The organism is Teichococcus deserti (assembly GCF_001982615.1).
GTDB lineage: Bacteria > Pseudomonadota > Alphaproteobacteria > Acetobacterales > Acetobacteraceae > Pseudoroseomonas > Pseudoroseomonas deserti.
Genome location: NZ_MLCO01000106.1, coordinates 25216 through 38132 on the forward strand (window position 1 = coordinate 25216; position 12917 = coordinate 38132).

12 protein-coding genes are annotated in these 12917 nt (G+C 72.2%); 4 read left to right on the plus strand and 8 right to left on the minus strand.

Annotation, left to right across the window (positions count from 1 at the left end; all coding sequences use genetic code 11):
* Positions 1-64: 64 nt before the first annotated feature.
* Genes BKE38_RS13010 through BKE38_RS13020 form a run of 3 tightly spaced genes read right to left on the minus strand, consistent with a single transcriptional unit; the run spans position 65 to position 3314 of the window.
* Positions 65-1072, minus strand: a complete 1008-nt coding sequence (locus BKE38_RS13010; RefSeq protein ID WP_076957743.1) for an amino acid ABC transporter substrate-binding protein — start codon at positions 1070-1072, stop codon at positions 65-67.
* 29 nt (positions 1073-1101) lie between these two features.
* Positions 1102-2445 carry an aspartate aminotransferase family protein gene (locus BKE38_RS13015; protein ID WP_076957744.1) on the minus strand — a complete coding sequence of 448 codons (1344 nt, stop codon included), beginning with the start codon at positions 2443-2445 and terminating at the stop codon, positions 1102-1104.
* Positions 2442-3314: a MurR/RpiR family transcriptional regulator gene (locus BKE38_RS13020; RefSeq protein ID WP_076957745.1), complete on the minus strand. Its 873-nt coding sequence runs from the start codon at positions 3312-3314 to the stop codon at positions 2442-2444. The genes BKE38_RS13015 and BKE38_RS13020 overlap by 4 nt, the downstream gene beginning before the upstream one ends.
* A gap of 71 nt (positions 3315-3385) precedes the next feature.
* Here BKE38_RS13020 and BKE38_RS13025 point away from each other — a divergent pair, with 71 nt between their 5' ends.
* Together BKE38_RS13025 and BKE38_RS13030 are read left to right on the plus strand one after the other, a co-directional pair.
* Positions 3386-4018, plus strand: a complete 633-nt coding sequence (locus BKE38_RS13025) for an aspartate/glutamate racemase family protein (RefSeq protein WP_076957746.1) — start codon at positions 3386-3388, stop codon at positions 4016-4018.
* Positions 4015-4362: a cupin domain-containing protein gene (locus BKE38_RS13030; RefSeq protein ID WP_083747519.1), complete on the plus strand. Its 348-nt coding sequence runs from the start codon at positions 4015-4017 to the stop codon at positions 4360-4362. Before BKE38_RS13025 ends, BKE38_RS13030 begins: the two co-directional genes overlap by 4 nt.
* Here BKE38_RS13030 and BKE38_RS13035 read toward each other — a convergent pair.
* The 3 genes from BKE38_RS13035 to BKE38_RS13045 are packed head-to-tail and all read right to left on the minus strand — an operon-like array spanning position 4359 to position 8434.
* Complete coding sequence (locus tag BKE38_RS13035) at positions 4359-5522, minus strand: acyl-CoA dehydrogenase family protein (protein WP_076957747.1); 1164 nt, start codon at positions 5520-5522, stop codon at positions 4359-4361. The genes BKE38_RS13030 and BKE38_RS13035 overlap by 4 nt on opposite strands.
* A 13-nt stretch (positions 5523-5535) precedes the next feature.
* A complete protein-coding gene (locus BKE38_RS13040) occupies positions 5536-7614 on the minus strand; it encodes an acetate--CoA ligase family protein (RefSeq protein WP_076957748.1) in 2079 nt (692 codons plus the stop codon).
* Positions 7615-7627: 13 nt separating this feature from the next.
* Positions 7628-8434: an enoyl-CoA hydratase/isomerase family protein gene (locus tag BKE38_RS13045; protein ID WP_076957749.1), complete on the minus strand. Its 807-nt coding sequence runs from the start codon at positions 8432-8434 to the stop codon at positions 7628-7630.
* Between the two features lie 111 nt (positions 8435-8545).
* Between BKE38_RS13045 and BKE38_RS13050 the strand changes: the two genes are divergently transcribed.
* A complete protein-coding gene (locus BKE38_RS13050) occupies positions 8546-9979 on the plus strand; it encodes an MmgE/PrpD family protein (protein WP_076957750.1) in 1434 nt (477 codons plus the stop codon).
* Here the strand turns inward: BKE38_RS13050 and BKE38_RS13055 are convergent.
* Complete coding sequence (locus BKE38_RS13055) at positions 9976-10785, minus strand: GntR family transcriptional regulator (protein WP_165694177.1); 810 nt, start codon at positions 10783-10785, stop codon at positions 9976-9978. The genes BKE38_RS13050 and BKE38_RS13055 overlap by 4 nt on opposite strands.
* Positions 10786-10883: 98 nt before the next feature.
* On the opposite strand from BKE38_RS13055, the gene BKE38_RS13060 reads away from it, so the two are divergent.
* Positions 10884-11861: a Bug family tripartite tricarboxylate transporter substrate binding protein gene (locus BKE38_RS13060; RefSeq protein ID WP_076957751.1), complete on the plus strand. Its 978-nt coding sequence runs from the start codon at positions 10884-10886 to the stop codon at positions 11859-11861.
* Here the strand turns inward: BKE38_RS13060 and BKE38_RS13065 are convergent.
* On the minus strand, positions 11858-12649 hold the full coding sequence (locus BKE38_RS13065) for an AraC family transcriptional regulator (protein ID WP_076957752.1): 792 nt from the start codon (positions 12647-12649) through the stop codon (positions 11858-11860). The genes BKE38_RS13060 and BKE38_RS13065 overlap by 4 nt on opposite strands.
* Positions 12650-12917 lie beyond the last annotated feature (268 nt).

Below are 12917 nucleotides of genomic sequence, written 5' to 3' on the forward strand. Positions count from 1 at the left end.
GGGACGGCCGGCACGCATAGAAAATCGCCGGCAGCACGAGGGCTGCCGGCGATCGGTCAGGCGCTTAGCGGTAGGGCACGGCGTACATCAGGCCGCCGCGGTTCCACAGCCCGTTCAGCCCGCGCTGCAGCTTCAGCGGGCTGTTGGCGCCAACATTGCGCTCGAAGAGCTCGCCGTAATTGCCGACGGCCTTCACCGCCTGCAGCATCCAGTCGTTCGACAGGCCGAGGCGGCTGCCGAACTCGCCCGAGCTGCCCAGCAGGCGCTGCACCACCGGGTTGCTGCCCTTGGCCTCGGCATCGGCATTGGCGGCGGTGACGCCCGTTTCCTCGGCCTCGATCAGGCCGTAATGCACCCAGGCCACGATGTTCGACCACTGGTCGTCGCCGTTGCGGGTGAAGGGCCCGAGCGGCTCCTTCGAGATGGTCTCGGCCAGCACCATGTAGGCGCCCGGATTCGGCGCGACCGAGATGGCGCCGGCCAGCGCCGAGGCGTCCTGCGTCATGGCGTCGCAGCGGCCGGCGAAGAAGGCCTGGTACATGGTGTCTGGACGCTCGAAGACCACCGGCTGGAAGGTGATCTTGTTGGCGCGGGCGAAGTCGCCCAGCGTCACCTCATGCGTCGTGCCCTGGGCGACGCAGACCGAGGCGCCGTTCAGGTCGGCGACCTTGGTGACGCCGGCGTCACGCTTCACGGCGAAGCCCTGGCCGTCATAGAAGTTCACCGGACCCATGCGCAGGCCGATGCTGGTGGCGCGCAGGAAGGTCTGGGTGGAATTGCGCATCAGCACGTCCACCTCGCCCGACTGCAGCGCGGTGAAGCGGTTCTGCGCGGTCAGGCCGACGAAGCGCAGCTTGTTCGGGTCGCCCAGCACGGCGGCGGCGATGGCGCGGCAGTAATCGGCGTCGATGCCGCGATACTGCCCCTGGCTGTCCGGCAGGGAGAAGCCGGAAAAGCCGGTGCTGACGCCGCAGACCAGCTGGCCGCGCTGCTTCACCGTGTCGAGGGTGGCCGCCGAGGCGGCGGTGGCGCCGGCCAGCAGCAGGCCGGCGGCGAGGAGAATTTTTTTCATGACGGGCGTCCCGATGGAGGGCAAGGGGTTCAGGCCAGGGCTGCGTCGACGGCGTCGCCGAGCCGCTCGACGATCAACCCGATCTCGGCGGCGCTGACAATATAGGGCGGCGCCAGCAGCACGTGGTCGCCCGCCTTGCCATCCGCGGTGCCGCCGCCCGGGTAGCAGGCCAGGCCGCGCGCGAAGCTTTCTTTCTTGATGCGCTGGTGCAGGCCGCGCGCCGGGTCGAAGGGGGCGCGGGTCGCGCGGTCGGCCACCAGCTCGATGGCGCGGAACAGCCCGCGGCCGCGGATATCGCCGACATGGCGGTGGTCGCCGAAACGCTCCTCCAGCCGCTGCTGCAGCAGGGCGCCCATCGCCTTGACGTTGTCCAGCAGCCGATCCTCGCGGATCACCTGCTGCACCTCGAGCGCGGCCGCGGCGGCGATCGGATGCGCTAGATAGGTATGGCCGTGCTGGAAGGCGCCCGAGCCCTGCTCCACCGCATCGGCGATGCGACCGGAGACCAGCACCGCGCCGATCGCCTGGTAGCCGCCGCCGAGACCCTTGGCGATCGCCTGCAGATCGGGAGAAATGCCCTCCTGCTCCCAGGCATGGCGGGTGCCGGTGCGGCCCATGCCGGACATCACCTCGTCCAGGATCAGCAGCGCGCCATGGCGGTCGCAGACCTCGCGCACCGCGCGGAAATAGCCGGCCGGCGCCGGCACGCAGCCGGCGGTGGCGCCGACGACGGTCTCGGCCACGAAGGCCGCGACATTGTCGGGTCCCAGCCGCTGGAATTCCGCTTCCAGCTCGGCGGCCAGGCGCGCCGTGAAGCCCGCCTCGTCCTCGTCGGCGCGCTGCTCGCGATAGGCAAACGCCGGCGAGACATGGCTGAAGGCATCGGTCAGCAGCGGCGCATAGGGCGCGCGCCGCGCCGCATTGCCACCGGCCGCCAGCGCGCCGAGGGTGTTGCCGTGATAGCTCTGGCGGCGCGCGATGATCTTCGTGCGGTTCGGCTGACCAACCTCAAGAAAATACTGACGCGCCAGCTTCAGCGCGGCCTCGACCGCCTCGGAGCCGCCGGAGACGAAATAGGCCAGCGACAGGCCGCCGGGCTCGTGGCCGACCAGCTCATCCGCCAGCGCCTCGGCGGGGCCATTGGAGAAGAAGCCGGTATGCGCATAGCACAGCGTGTCGGCCTGGCGCTTGATCGCCTCGACGATGCGGCGGTGCTGATGGCCCAGGCAGGACACCGCGGCGCCGCCCGAGGCGTCGAGCACCTCGCGCCCGCCCTGCTCGACCAGCCAGACGCCATGCCCACCCACCGCCAGCGGCGGCGTCGTGCGCGAGGAACGGTGCAGCACGCGGCTGCGGTTGGCGACGGCACTCATGCGGGAAGTTCCTTGTCGGGGACGTATTCGGCGAGGGCGGCCAGCCGCGCCTCGGTCTCGCGCAGGCGGACCAGCGCGGCCTCGCCGCCCAGCGAGAAGGTTTCGGCCGCCAGCGCCTGGGCGATGGCCAGGGCGCCGGTCAGGCTCGGGAAGAAGCCCGGGCTGGTGGCGGCATCGAAGCGCAGCAGATGCGCGGCACCCTCGGCCACCGGCGCCTGCGGGGAATCGGCGATGGCGATCACGATGCAGCCGCTGGCCTGCGCCATGCGCGCGGTCAGCACGATCGGCCGCGAATAGGGCGCGAAGCTGACCAGCACCACGGCGTCCTGCGGCCGCAGCGCGCCGATGTCGAGATCCTCCGGCCCGGCGCCGCCGACCAGCCGCACGCCATCCGGGCGGAACAGCCGCAGCTGGTAGTGCAGCAGCTGCGCGACGCCGCGGCAGGAGCGGAAGCCGGCGACCCAGATGCGCGGCGCCGCATGCAGCGCGCGCGCCGCGGCGGCGATGGCGCCCGGCTCGGCGCGCGACAATCCCGCCGCATCGGCTGCCAGCATCTTTGCCGCCAGCCCGCTCGGCGCCGGGCGGGCGCGGACGCGGCCGGAGAAAGGCGTCTCGCTGCCGCCGCGCCGCAGCTCGATCAACGCGTCGCGCAGCGCTTCCCATCCCGTATAGCCCAGCGCCTGCGCCAGCCGCGTGAAGGTCGCCGGATGCGTCCCCGCCGCCGCGGCCAGGTCGCGCATCGAGCGGGTGACGGCGTCGAAGTCGTGCAGTGCCAGAAACCGCCCGGCCGCCTGCAGCCGCGGCGGCAGCCCGGGCAGGGCGCGGCGCAGGGCTTCGATCGGCGTCTCGGCGGCGGGGGCGCGCGGCATGGGACGAACGTTGCAGGATTCGCAGGGGCATGCAACACTTGTTGCATCGACGTCCGAAGGATGCCCCAGGAATGCGGATTGCCCTGATCCACGCGCTGCGCCATTCGCCGCCGCCCATCGAGGCCGCCTTCGCCCGGCTCTGGCCGGAAGCGCGGCTGATGAACCTGCTGGATGACAGCCTGTCGGCGGATCTGGCGCGTGACGGTTCGCTGACGCCGGCGATGACCGAGCGGTTCCTGACGCTGGCGCGCTATGCGGTCGGCACTGGCGTCCAGGGCATCCTGTTCACCTGCTCCGCCTTCGGTCCCTGCATCGAGGCGGTGCAGCGCGAATTCTCGCAGATCCCCGTGCTGAAGCCGAACGAGGCGATGATCGAGGAGGCGGCGGCTGCCGGCACGCGCATCGGCCTGCTGGCCAGCTTTGCGCCGTCGCTGCAATCCATGCCGCGCGAATTTCCCTCGGGCATCACGCTGGAGACCCAGGTCGCCGAGGGCGCGCTGGATGCTCTGAACCGCGGCGATGGCGCCGAGCATGACCGGCTGGCGGCGGAAGCCTCGAAGGCGCTGGCAGGCTGCGACGCCATCGCGCTCGGGCAGTTCAGCCTGGCCTCGGCGGCGCCGCTGGTGGCGGCGGCGACCGGCAAGCCGGTGCTGACCACGCCGGACAGCGCGGTGCGCAAGCTGCGCGGCCTGCTGCGGGCGTGACCGACCCCGCGCCCCGCTTCGGGCATCTCGGCAAAGGCGGCGTCCGGCCTGAAGCCGGTGGTGAGGCGTTTCTCGACCTGCTCACCGCGCCGGGCGGCGCACGGGTGGAACGAATCCTGTCGCGCGGCGCGGCCAGCCCGCCGGACTTCTGGTACGAACAGGGTTGGGACGAGTTCGTCTTCGTTGTTGCCGGCGCTGCGATCCTCGGCTTCCCGGACGGGCGCGAGCAGCGGATGGAGGCCGGGGGCTACGCCATCCTGCCCGCCGGGTGCCGGCACCGCGTCGCCTGGACCGATCCCGGGCGGGACACCCTCTGGCTCGCGGTGCACATGCCGCCCGCCTAGCGGCGCGACTTCAGCATGCGCCGCGCGATGGCCATGCGGTGCACCTCGGTCGGGCCCTCATAGATGCGCATCAGCCGCACCTGCTGGTGGAACAGCTGCAGCGGCAGCTCGCGCGTCATGCCCATGGCGCCATGCGCCTGCATCGCCTGGTCCAGCACCTCCTGCGCCGCCTCGGTGGCAAAGACCTTGATCATCGAGGCCTCGTCACGCACGTCGCCGCCGGCATCCAGCGTGCGCGCTGCCGCCTGCACCATCAGCCGCAGCGCATGCAGGCGGATGCCGGCATCGGCGATCCACCACTGGATGGCCTGGCGGTCGGCCAGCTTGACGCCGAAGGTCGAGCGGTTGTTGGCTTGGTCGATCATCATCTCCAGCGCCCGGGCGATGATGCCGGCGCAGCGGGCGCCGACCTGCAGCCGGCGGATGTTCAGCCGCAGCTGCATCGGCGCATAGCCGCGGCCGAGCTCGCGCAGCAGGTTGCCGGCCGGCACGCGGCAATCCTCGAAGACCAGCTCATAGGTCTTGCGGCCGCCGATCATGGCGATCTCGCGCTCGATGATGAAGCCGGGGGTGCCGCGTTCGACGATGAAGGCGGTCATGCCCTCCTCGCGCCTGCCCTCGCCGGTGCGCGCCATCAGGATGATGAAGTCGCATTGCGGCACGCGGCTGACCCAGATCTTGCGGCCGTTGATCACCCAGTCGCTGCCGTCCTGCACCGCCCGCGTGATCATGCCGGCCGGATCGCCGCCGGCGCCGGGCTCGGAGATGGCGATGCAGGACTTCATCCGCCCCTCGGCATAGGGGATCAGGTATTTCTCGCGTTGTTCCGGCGTGGCGACGGCCTGCAGCATGTGCAGGTTGGGGCTGTCGGGCGGGAATTCGAAGGGGGTGATGCAGCGCGCGACCTCCTCCTCGACCATCAGCCGGTCAAGGGCGGAGAGGTTCACGCCGCCCATCGCCTCCGGCACGTCGAGGCCCCAGAGGCCGAGCTCGCGGCATTTCTCCAGCAGCGGTTCCTCTTCCTCGGGCAGCAGCCTGTAGGCGCCGCCCTCGGCCTCGCGCTTCAGCACGCCGGCTTCCAGCGGCATGAGCTCGCGGGCGACGAAGCGCCGGACGAGGTCCTGCAGCATGCGGCTTTCATCCTGCATCATCATGTCCATCGGCTTGTCTCCTTCAGCCCTGCGCGATCAGCCCGTCGACGGCGACGACGCCCTGCCCCTCGCCACGGATGATCAGCGGATTGATCTCGGCCTCCGACACCATCCCGGCCGGTAGCCCGGCGAGCTGCGAGAGCGCGCGGATCGCCTCTGCCAGCGCCGCGACATCGCCGCGCGGCAGGTTGCGGAAGCCGGTGAGCAGGCGCAGCTCCGGGATGGAGGCGATCATCTCGCGCGCCGTCTCCAGCGTCACCGGCGCCAGGCGCACCGCGGTGCGGCGGGTCAGCTCGGCAGCCACCCCGCCGAGGCCGAGCACCACCACCGGCCCGACCTCCGGGTCATTGCGGAAGCCGAGGATCAGCTCCGCCACCCCCTGCTGCATGGGCGCCACCAGCACGCCCTCGATGTTCGCCCCGGGATGCGCCTGGCGGGCACGCTGCAGGACCTCCTCGACCGCGGCGGGGATCTGGTCGCCGCAACGGTCGAGGAGAACCAGTCCGGCCTCGGTCTTGTGCGCGATGTCGGGCGACAGGATCTTCACCGCCGCCGGTCCCTCGATGCCACGGGCGCCGGCGCCGCTGGCGACGATGCGGCTGCCGGGACCTTCGATGCCGAGCGCGGCGAAGACCGCGCAGGCCTCGACCTCGTTCAGCCGCCGCGCGCCGTAGCGTGCCAGCAGGGCGCGCGCGGCTTCCACCTCGGCGGCGGGCACCTCACGCGGCGCGCGCCAGGACAGGAAGGCGTTCAGCGCATCGGCGCAGCTCTCCGGCGTGCGGAAGCCGGCCACGCCGGCGGCATCGCAGATCGCCAGCGCCTCATCCGCCTGCGGTGCGCAGAAGACGGCGAGAGGCTTGCTGCCGTCATAGACCGACAGGATGTTCTCGTTGACCTGGGTCGGCCGCAGCCGCGCGGTGGAGCCGAGCACGGCGACCACGGCGTCGCAATGCCCGCTGGCGACGATCGCCTGCAGCACCGTGGTGTACTGCCCCTTGCCGCCGCCCATCGGCAGGTCGATCAGCGGCGAATCCGAGATCCCGATACCCTGCGCCGCCAGGCCTTCGCGCATGGCCGCCGGCGGCGGCGGCACCTCGATGCCGAGGCCGCCCAGCCGGTCGACCACCATGGCGGCGCCGCCGCCGGTGCCGGTCAGCACGGCGACGCGGCGACCCTTCGGCGGGCGGCGGCCCATCACCAGCCGCGGCAGCTCGACCAGCCCTTCCAAGGTGTCGACACGCAGGATGCCGTTCTCGCGGAAGAAGGTGTCGGCCAGCTCGTCGCCCCCCACCATGGCGCCGGTGTGGGAGACGGCGATGCGCCGCCCGACCTCCGACCGGCCGAGCTTGTAGGCGATCACCGGCTTGCCCAGCGCATGCGCCCGCCGCGCCGCGGCGGCCAGCGCCGCGGCGTCGCGCAGCGTCTCGAGGAACAGCAGCACCGCTTCCGTGGCACTGTCCTCGACCATCATCGCGGCCAGCTCGCCGACCCCCAGGTCGCATTCATTGCCGACGGAGACCAGCTTGGAGAAGGACAGGCCGCGGCTTCGGCAGCGCGACAGCAGCGCGCCCATCATGCTGCCGCTCTGCGACACCAGGCCGAGCGGGCCGGGCTGCAGCGGCTCGGCCTCGACGGCGGCGTTGTTGGTGATGGGCACGCCATCGGTGACATTGACCAGCCCCAGGCAGTTCGGCCCGATCAGCCGCACCCCGCCGGCGCGGGCAATGGCGACGATCCGCTCCTGCGCCCGCCGGCCCGCCTCGCCGAGCTCGGCGAAGCCGGCGCTGTAGATCGTCGCGACGCGGACGCCGCGCTCGGCGCAGCCGGCGATGGCCTCCTCCACCGCGCGCGGCGGCACCATCAGGAAGGCATGGTCGACCGGGCCGGGCACGGCGCGGATATCGGGATAGGCCGCCTCGCCGAAGATTTCCGCGCGGGTCGGATTGACCGGAATGATGCGGCCGGTATAGCCCGCCTTCTGCAGCACGCGCTGGGCCCGGGCGGTGTTCTTGCCGGGATCGGCCGAGGCGCCGATCAGCGCGATGCTGCGCGGGCGGAAGATGGCATCCGCCAGGCTGCTGGTGGTGGCGATCTGGTCCATGCGCGTCTGCTCCCTAGCGCCCCTGAAAGTCCGGCGCGCGGCGCTCGGCCATGGCGCGGCGGCCTTCGGCGAAGTCCTCCATGCGGCGCTGCCAGAGCTGCTGCTCGAACTCGCGCTCGATCGCCTGCTCGAAGATATCGGCCAGGCCGCGGCGCAGTGTGGCGCGCACGCTCTGCACCGCCTGCGGCTGCGACAGCGCGATCTCGCCGGCCAGCGCGATGGCCGCCGGCAGCACGGCCTCCTGCGCCACCAGCTCGTCGATCAGCCCGATCTGCAGCGCCCGCGCGCCGTCGATGCGGCGCCCGGTGTAGAACAACAGGGACGCCTGCTGCGCGCCGATCAGCCGCGGCAGCGTCGCCGACAGGCCGAAGCCGGGATGGAAGCCGAGCCGCGTGAAATTGGCGGCGAAGCGCGCTTCCGCGCAGCCGATGCGGAAGTCCGCCAGCACGGCCAGGCCCAGCCCGGCGCCGATGGCCGCGCCCTGGATGGCGGCCACCACGGGCTTCTTCGTGCGCAGCAGCCGTGCCGCCTGGCGGTAGAGCGTCTGGCCCGGCTGGTCGGCCGGCGTGTCCAGCCCGCCGGAATCGCCGCCCGAGAAATCGGCGCCGGCGCAGAAATGCCGGCCCGCGCCGGCCAGGACCACCACGCGGACCTCCGCATCGGCATCCAGGCCTTCCAGCGCCTCGGCCAGGGCGATGACCAGCCCGCGATCCAGGTGGTTGTTCGGCGGGCGGCTGAAGCTCAGCACCGCCACATGACCCTGGCGCTCGATGGAAAGCGGCGGCGCCGGGCGGCTGCCGGGCGGCATCGGTTGATCCATGTCTCTCTCCCGCGCGCCGGGGGTGCTTGCCTGCCGCCCCCGGCTGCTCTTATGGTTGTCCGTACAACGTGACAAAGCCGGGCACAAGAGCCCCGGCAGGGAGACGCCGCGATGAATCTCGCCACTCCGCATCCCACCGCCGCCGCCGGACAGCGCAGCGCGCCGGGTCCGACGGCCGCCCTGGCGGGTTTCACCGCCGCGCTGCGCTGGGAGGCAGTGGACCAGGCCGCCCGCCAGGCCGCGCGCCGGCACCTGATCGACACGCTGGGCGCCATGGTGGCCGGCGCCGGACAGGCGGCGACGCAATCGGGCCAGGCCGCGCTGCGTGCCGCGGGCGCGGGCCAGGGAAGAGTGCCGGTGCCGGGCATGGCGCCGCGCTACGACGCGCTCAGCGCCGCCTGGCTGGGCGGCACCAGCGCGCATGGGCTGGAGCTGGATGACGGCTACCGGCCGGGCTCGGTGCATCCGGGCGCGGTGGTGGTGCCGGCGGCGGTCGCCCTGGCCTTCCTGCGCGAGAGCTCAGGCGAGGAGCTGCTGCGCGCCGTGGTCGCCGGCTACGAGGCCTGCTGCCGCATCGCCGCCGCCAGCCATCCCCGCGCGCGCTGGCGCGGCTTCCACAACACCGGCACTGCGGGCGTCTTCGGCGCGGCGGTCGCGGGGGCCTCGCTGCTGCGCTTCGACGCGGCGGCGGTCGAGAATGCGCTGGGCACCGCCGCCTCCTACGCCGCCGGGCTGTTCACCTTCCTGGCCGGCGGCGACGTGAAGCGCACCCATCCCGGCCATGCGGCGCGGGAGGGCCTGATGGCGGCGCTGCTGACCGAGCACGGCCTGCCGGCGCCGCGCGGCGTGCTGGAGCTCAAGGAAGGTTTTTTCAGCGCCTATGCCGGGGGCGACACCGGCGATTTCGATCCTGCCGGCATCGACCTGATGCGCGCCGGCGGCGACCACCCGGACAGCGGCTTCGCCATCGCCAATTGCTACATCAAGCCGCATGCCTGCTGCCGCCATATCCATGCCGGCATCGACGCCGTGCTGGCGATGATGCAGGAGGACGGCGTCGCCGCCGAAGACGTGGAACAGGTCGATATCGGCAGCTATGCCATCGCCGCCGCGCATGGCGCGGTCGGCTGGAGCGAAATGACCACGGCGCAGATGAGCTTTCCCTTCGTCATCGCGACCGCCCTTCGGCAGGGGCGGGTCAGCCTGCAGGATTTCAGCGCGGCGCATCGCGCCGATCCGGCGACGCTGGCGCTGACCGACCGCATCAGGGTCGCGGTCGATCCCGGCTGCGAGGCCGACTATCCGAACAAGCGCAGCGCGCAGGTGACGCTGACCACGCGCGACGGCCGCAGCCTGCACCGCTATGTGCCGGAACCCTTCGGCGGCGCCCGCAACCGCCTGTCGGACGAGGGCATCAGCACGAAGTTCCTCGACCTGGCGGCGCCGGTGCTGGGCACCGCAGCGGCGCAGGCGGTCCTGGATCGCCTCTGGACCATCGAAACCGAGAAGACTGTCGGCCCGGTGCTGGCGGCGCTCGCGCGCTAGCCTTCCTCCGGCGCGCCCAGGCGCAGCGCATAGGCGAAGCGATCGGCCGCGGCATGGACGTTGTCGGTCGCTTCCAGCAGCCGCCCGTCGGCGGCCAGGAAGCGCCGGCGGATATGCAGCCCGGGCGCGCCGGGCTCGACCTGCAGCAGGCGGGCCGTCTCGGCCGGCAGGGCGATGGCGGTGATCTCCTGCAGCACCTCGGCGACGGCCACGCCCATGCGCTGGGCGATCAGGCGATAGGCCGGCGTGGTGGTCAGCTCGGGCAGCGTCGTCACCGCCGCGAAGTCGCCCGCCACATGCAGGGTGATCACCGAGATCGGCGGGCGGCCCTTCTCCTGCGGCCAGCGCAGGCCCTGCAGCTGCACCCAACGGCTGCCGACCGCGGCGCCGATCCGATCGGCCAGGGCCGCATCGGCGGTCACCGTCGCGCGCGACGTCACCTCGAGACGCGTGCGCGTCGCATAGCCCATGACGTCGGTGACCGAGCGCACCGCCAGCACATAGTCGCTGCGCGGTGCATCGGCGATCACCCGCGTCCCCACCCCCTGCGCGCCGGCAACCAGGCCGAGCTCGCGCAGCCGGCGCAGCGCCTCGCGCACGGTTGAGCGGCTGACGGCGAAATGCTGCGACAGCTCCTGCTCGGTCGGCAGCAGCGAGCCGACCGGGCGGCGCTTCTCCAGGATCTCGCCGGCGAGCGCCGCTGCGACGCTGGCATAGCGCGGCTGGGCGTCGCTGATCAGCTGGCTGACGGCGGCGGGCAGTCCGGCGGGCGCCGTCGCCGCGCGACGGAGTTTGGTTCTCGACATGCTCGGTTGACTCGCCTCCTGCGTCACAGATACGGTTGTCCGTACAAGAGCACAACGCCGCATCGCATGGCGTCTAAGTGCCATAGCGGAGGACCTCCATGAAAGTCTCGATCGGCCGCCGCGGCCTCGCCGCCGGCCTGGCCAGCCTCGCCCTCCCCGCCCTGCACAGCCGCCCCGCCTTCGCCGCCTGGCCGGAGCGGCCGATCCGCCTGGTCGTCCCCTACACGCCGGGCGGCAGCAACGACGCCGTCGCCCGACCCCTGGCCGAGGCGCTGCAGGGCATGCTGGGCAAGCCGGTGATCGTCGAGAACCGACCCGGCGCCGGCAGCACGCTGGGCGCGGGCTTCGTCGCCCAGGCGCAGCCGGACGGCTACACGCTGCTGCTGGCCTCGACCTCCTTCGCCACCAGCTCGACCTATCTGAAGACGACCTATGACGCGGTGGAGAGCTTCGACCCCGTGGCCCGGCTTTGCCTGGCGCCGATGCTGATCGTCACCAAGCCGCGCGGCTTCGCCGACATGAAGACCCTGGTCGATGCGGCGCGCGAGGCACCGGGCCGCGTGCAATACGCCATGGCCGGGATGGGCGCGGTCGGGCATTTCACCATGGAGGCCTTCAACGCCGCCGCCGGGCTGACGATGGAGCCGGTGCCCTATTCCGGCATCTCGCCGGCGCAGGCCGACCTGCTGGCGGGTCGGGTCGACATCATGGTCACCACCATGGCCTCGATCAGCAACCTGGTCAGCAGCGGCCAGGTCCCCGTCATCGCCTATACCAGCAGCCAGCGAATGGAGGATGCGCCGCAGGTGCCGACGGTGCGCGAGGCGACGGGCATCGACTTCGCCGTCGATGTCTGGTGGGGCGTGCTGGCGCCGAAGGGCACGCCGGCCGCGGTGCGGCAGACGCTGAACCAGGCGATCAGCCGCATCGTCGGCACCGACAGCTACCGCAGGTTCCTGGCGGTGGAAGGGGCGAAGCCGATGCCGCAGGGCACCGAGGAATTCGGCCGCTTCGTCGCCGGCGACATCGCCCGCTGGCGCAAGCTGGCCCAGGACTCCAACATCCGCGCCGGCTAGCCGGGCGCTTCCTCCCCGGCCTGCGCCGCGCCGTGATAGGCATGCGGCGTGCGGCCGAAGCTGCGGCGGAACAGCGCGATGAAGAAGCTGACATTGCTGTAGCCGAGGTCGAGCGCCACGCTGGTCACCGAGGCGCCTTCGGCCAGCCGCTCCAGCGCCCGCATCAGCCGCAGCCGCTGCACCCATTCGGTGAAGCTGAAGCCGGTCTCCTGCACGAAGCGGCGGCTCAGGCTGCGCGGCGCGATGCCGGCCCAGGCCGCCCAGTCCTCCATCCGCTGCCGCGCGGCGGGGTCCGCGGCCAGCGCCTGGGCAATGCGCAGCAACCGGGCATCCTGCGGCATCGGCAGGCCGAAGGGAGCGGCCGGGGCATGGGCGATCTCGTCCAGGATGACGGCGGCCAGATGCGCCCGCGCGCCTTCGGGCGGCGCCTGCTTCCATTCGGCGGCGCGCAGCGCCGCGGCCTGCAGCAGCGGCGAGACGCGGATGATGCGGGGCGTCGCCGGCAGCCCGGCGCAGGCGGCCTCGGCGACATAGAGGCTCCAGCCCTGGTAGTCGCCATGCGACTGCACCGAATGCGGGTGGTGCGGCGGCAGCCAGACGGCATGGGCGGCGGGGACGCACCAGTTGCCTGCGCCCGTGCCGACGGTGATCAGCCCGCGGCCGCAGCCCAGCAATTGCCCCTTGGCATGGTGATGCCTGGGCGTCACCCGCGCCGGGCCATGGCCGCCGGCGGCCGCGGCCAGCAGCGCATCGCCCTGGATGGCGCGCTGCAGCTTTTCCCTCAGCATGGCGGCATCCGGCTATCTTCTGGCGCCAGCCGCGGAGCGCGGGACAGCGTCGCCATCCTATCGTCACCCCTGGTGCCGCAGGAGGGGATGCCGCCATGGATGACCGCTGGACCGATGCAGCCTGGGCGGCCGAGCCCGCCGATCTCGCCACGCTCTACGCGCCGCCCGATCCGCGCATCCTGAAGAACGTCAAGGCAGAGCTCACGCCCTTCCATGCCGATTACCTGAAGCTGGCGACCTTCTTCGTGCTGGCCACGGGGCGGGAGGG

Bases quoted from the DNA above. Each gene is read 5' to 3' on its own strand.
- BKE38_RS13010 (WP_076957743.1), bottom strand. From the start codon at position 1,072: ATGAAAAAAATTCTCCTCGCCGCCGGCCTGCTGCTGGCCGGCGCCACC.
- BKE38_RS13015 (WP_076957744.1), bottom strand. From the start codon at position 2,445: ATGAGTGCCGTCGCCAACCGCAGCCGCGTGCTGCACCGTTCCTCGCGC.
- BKE38_RS13020 (WP_076957745.1), bottom strand. From the start codon at position 3,314: ATGCCGCGCGCCCCCGCCGCCGAGACGCCGATCGAAGCCCTGCGCCGC.
- BKE38_RS13025 (WP_076957746.1), top strand. From the start codon at position 3,386: ATGCGGATTGCCCTGATCCACGCGCTGCGCCATTCGCCGCCGCCCATC.
- BKE38_RS13035 (WP_076957747.1), bottom strand. From the start codon at position 5,522: ATGGACATGATGATGCAGGATGAAAGCCGCATGCTGCAGGACCTCGTC.
- BKE38_RS13040 (WP_076957748.1), bottom strand. From the start codon at position 7,614: ATGGACCAGATCGCCACCACCAGCAGCCTGGCGGATGCCATCTTCCGC.
- BKE38_RS13045 (WP_076957749.1), bottom strand. From the start codon at position 8,434: ATGGATCAACCGATGCCGCCCGGCAGCCGCCCGGCGCCGCCGCTTTCC.
- BKE38_RS13050 (WP_076957750.1), top strand. From the start codon at position 8,546: ATGAATCTCGCCACTCCGCATCCCACCGCCGCCGCCGGACAGCGCAGC.
- BKE38_RS13055 (WP_165694177.1), bottom strand. From the start codon at position 10,785: ATGTCGAGAACCAAACTCCGTCGCGCGGCGACGGCGCCCGCCGGACTG.
- BKE38_RS13060 (WP_076957751.1), top strand. From the start codon at position 10,884: ATGAAAGTCTCGATCGGCCGCCGCGGCCTCGCCGCCGGCCTGGCCAGC.
- BKE38_RS13065 (WP_076957752.1), bottom strand. From the start codon at position 12,649: ATGCTGAGGGAAAAGCTGCAGCGCGCCATCCAGGGCGATGCGCTGCTG.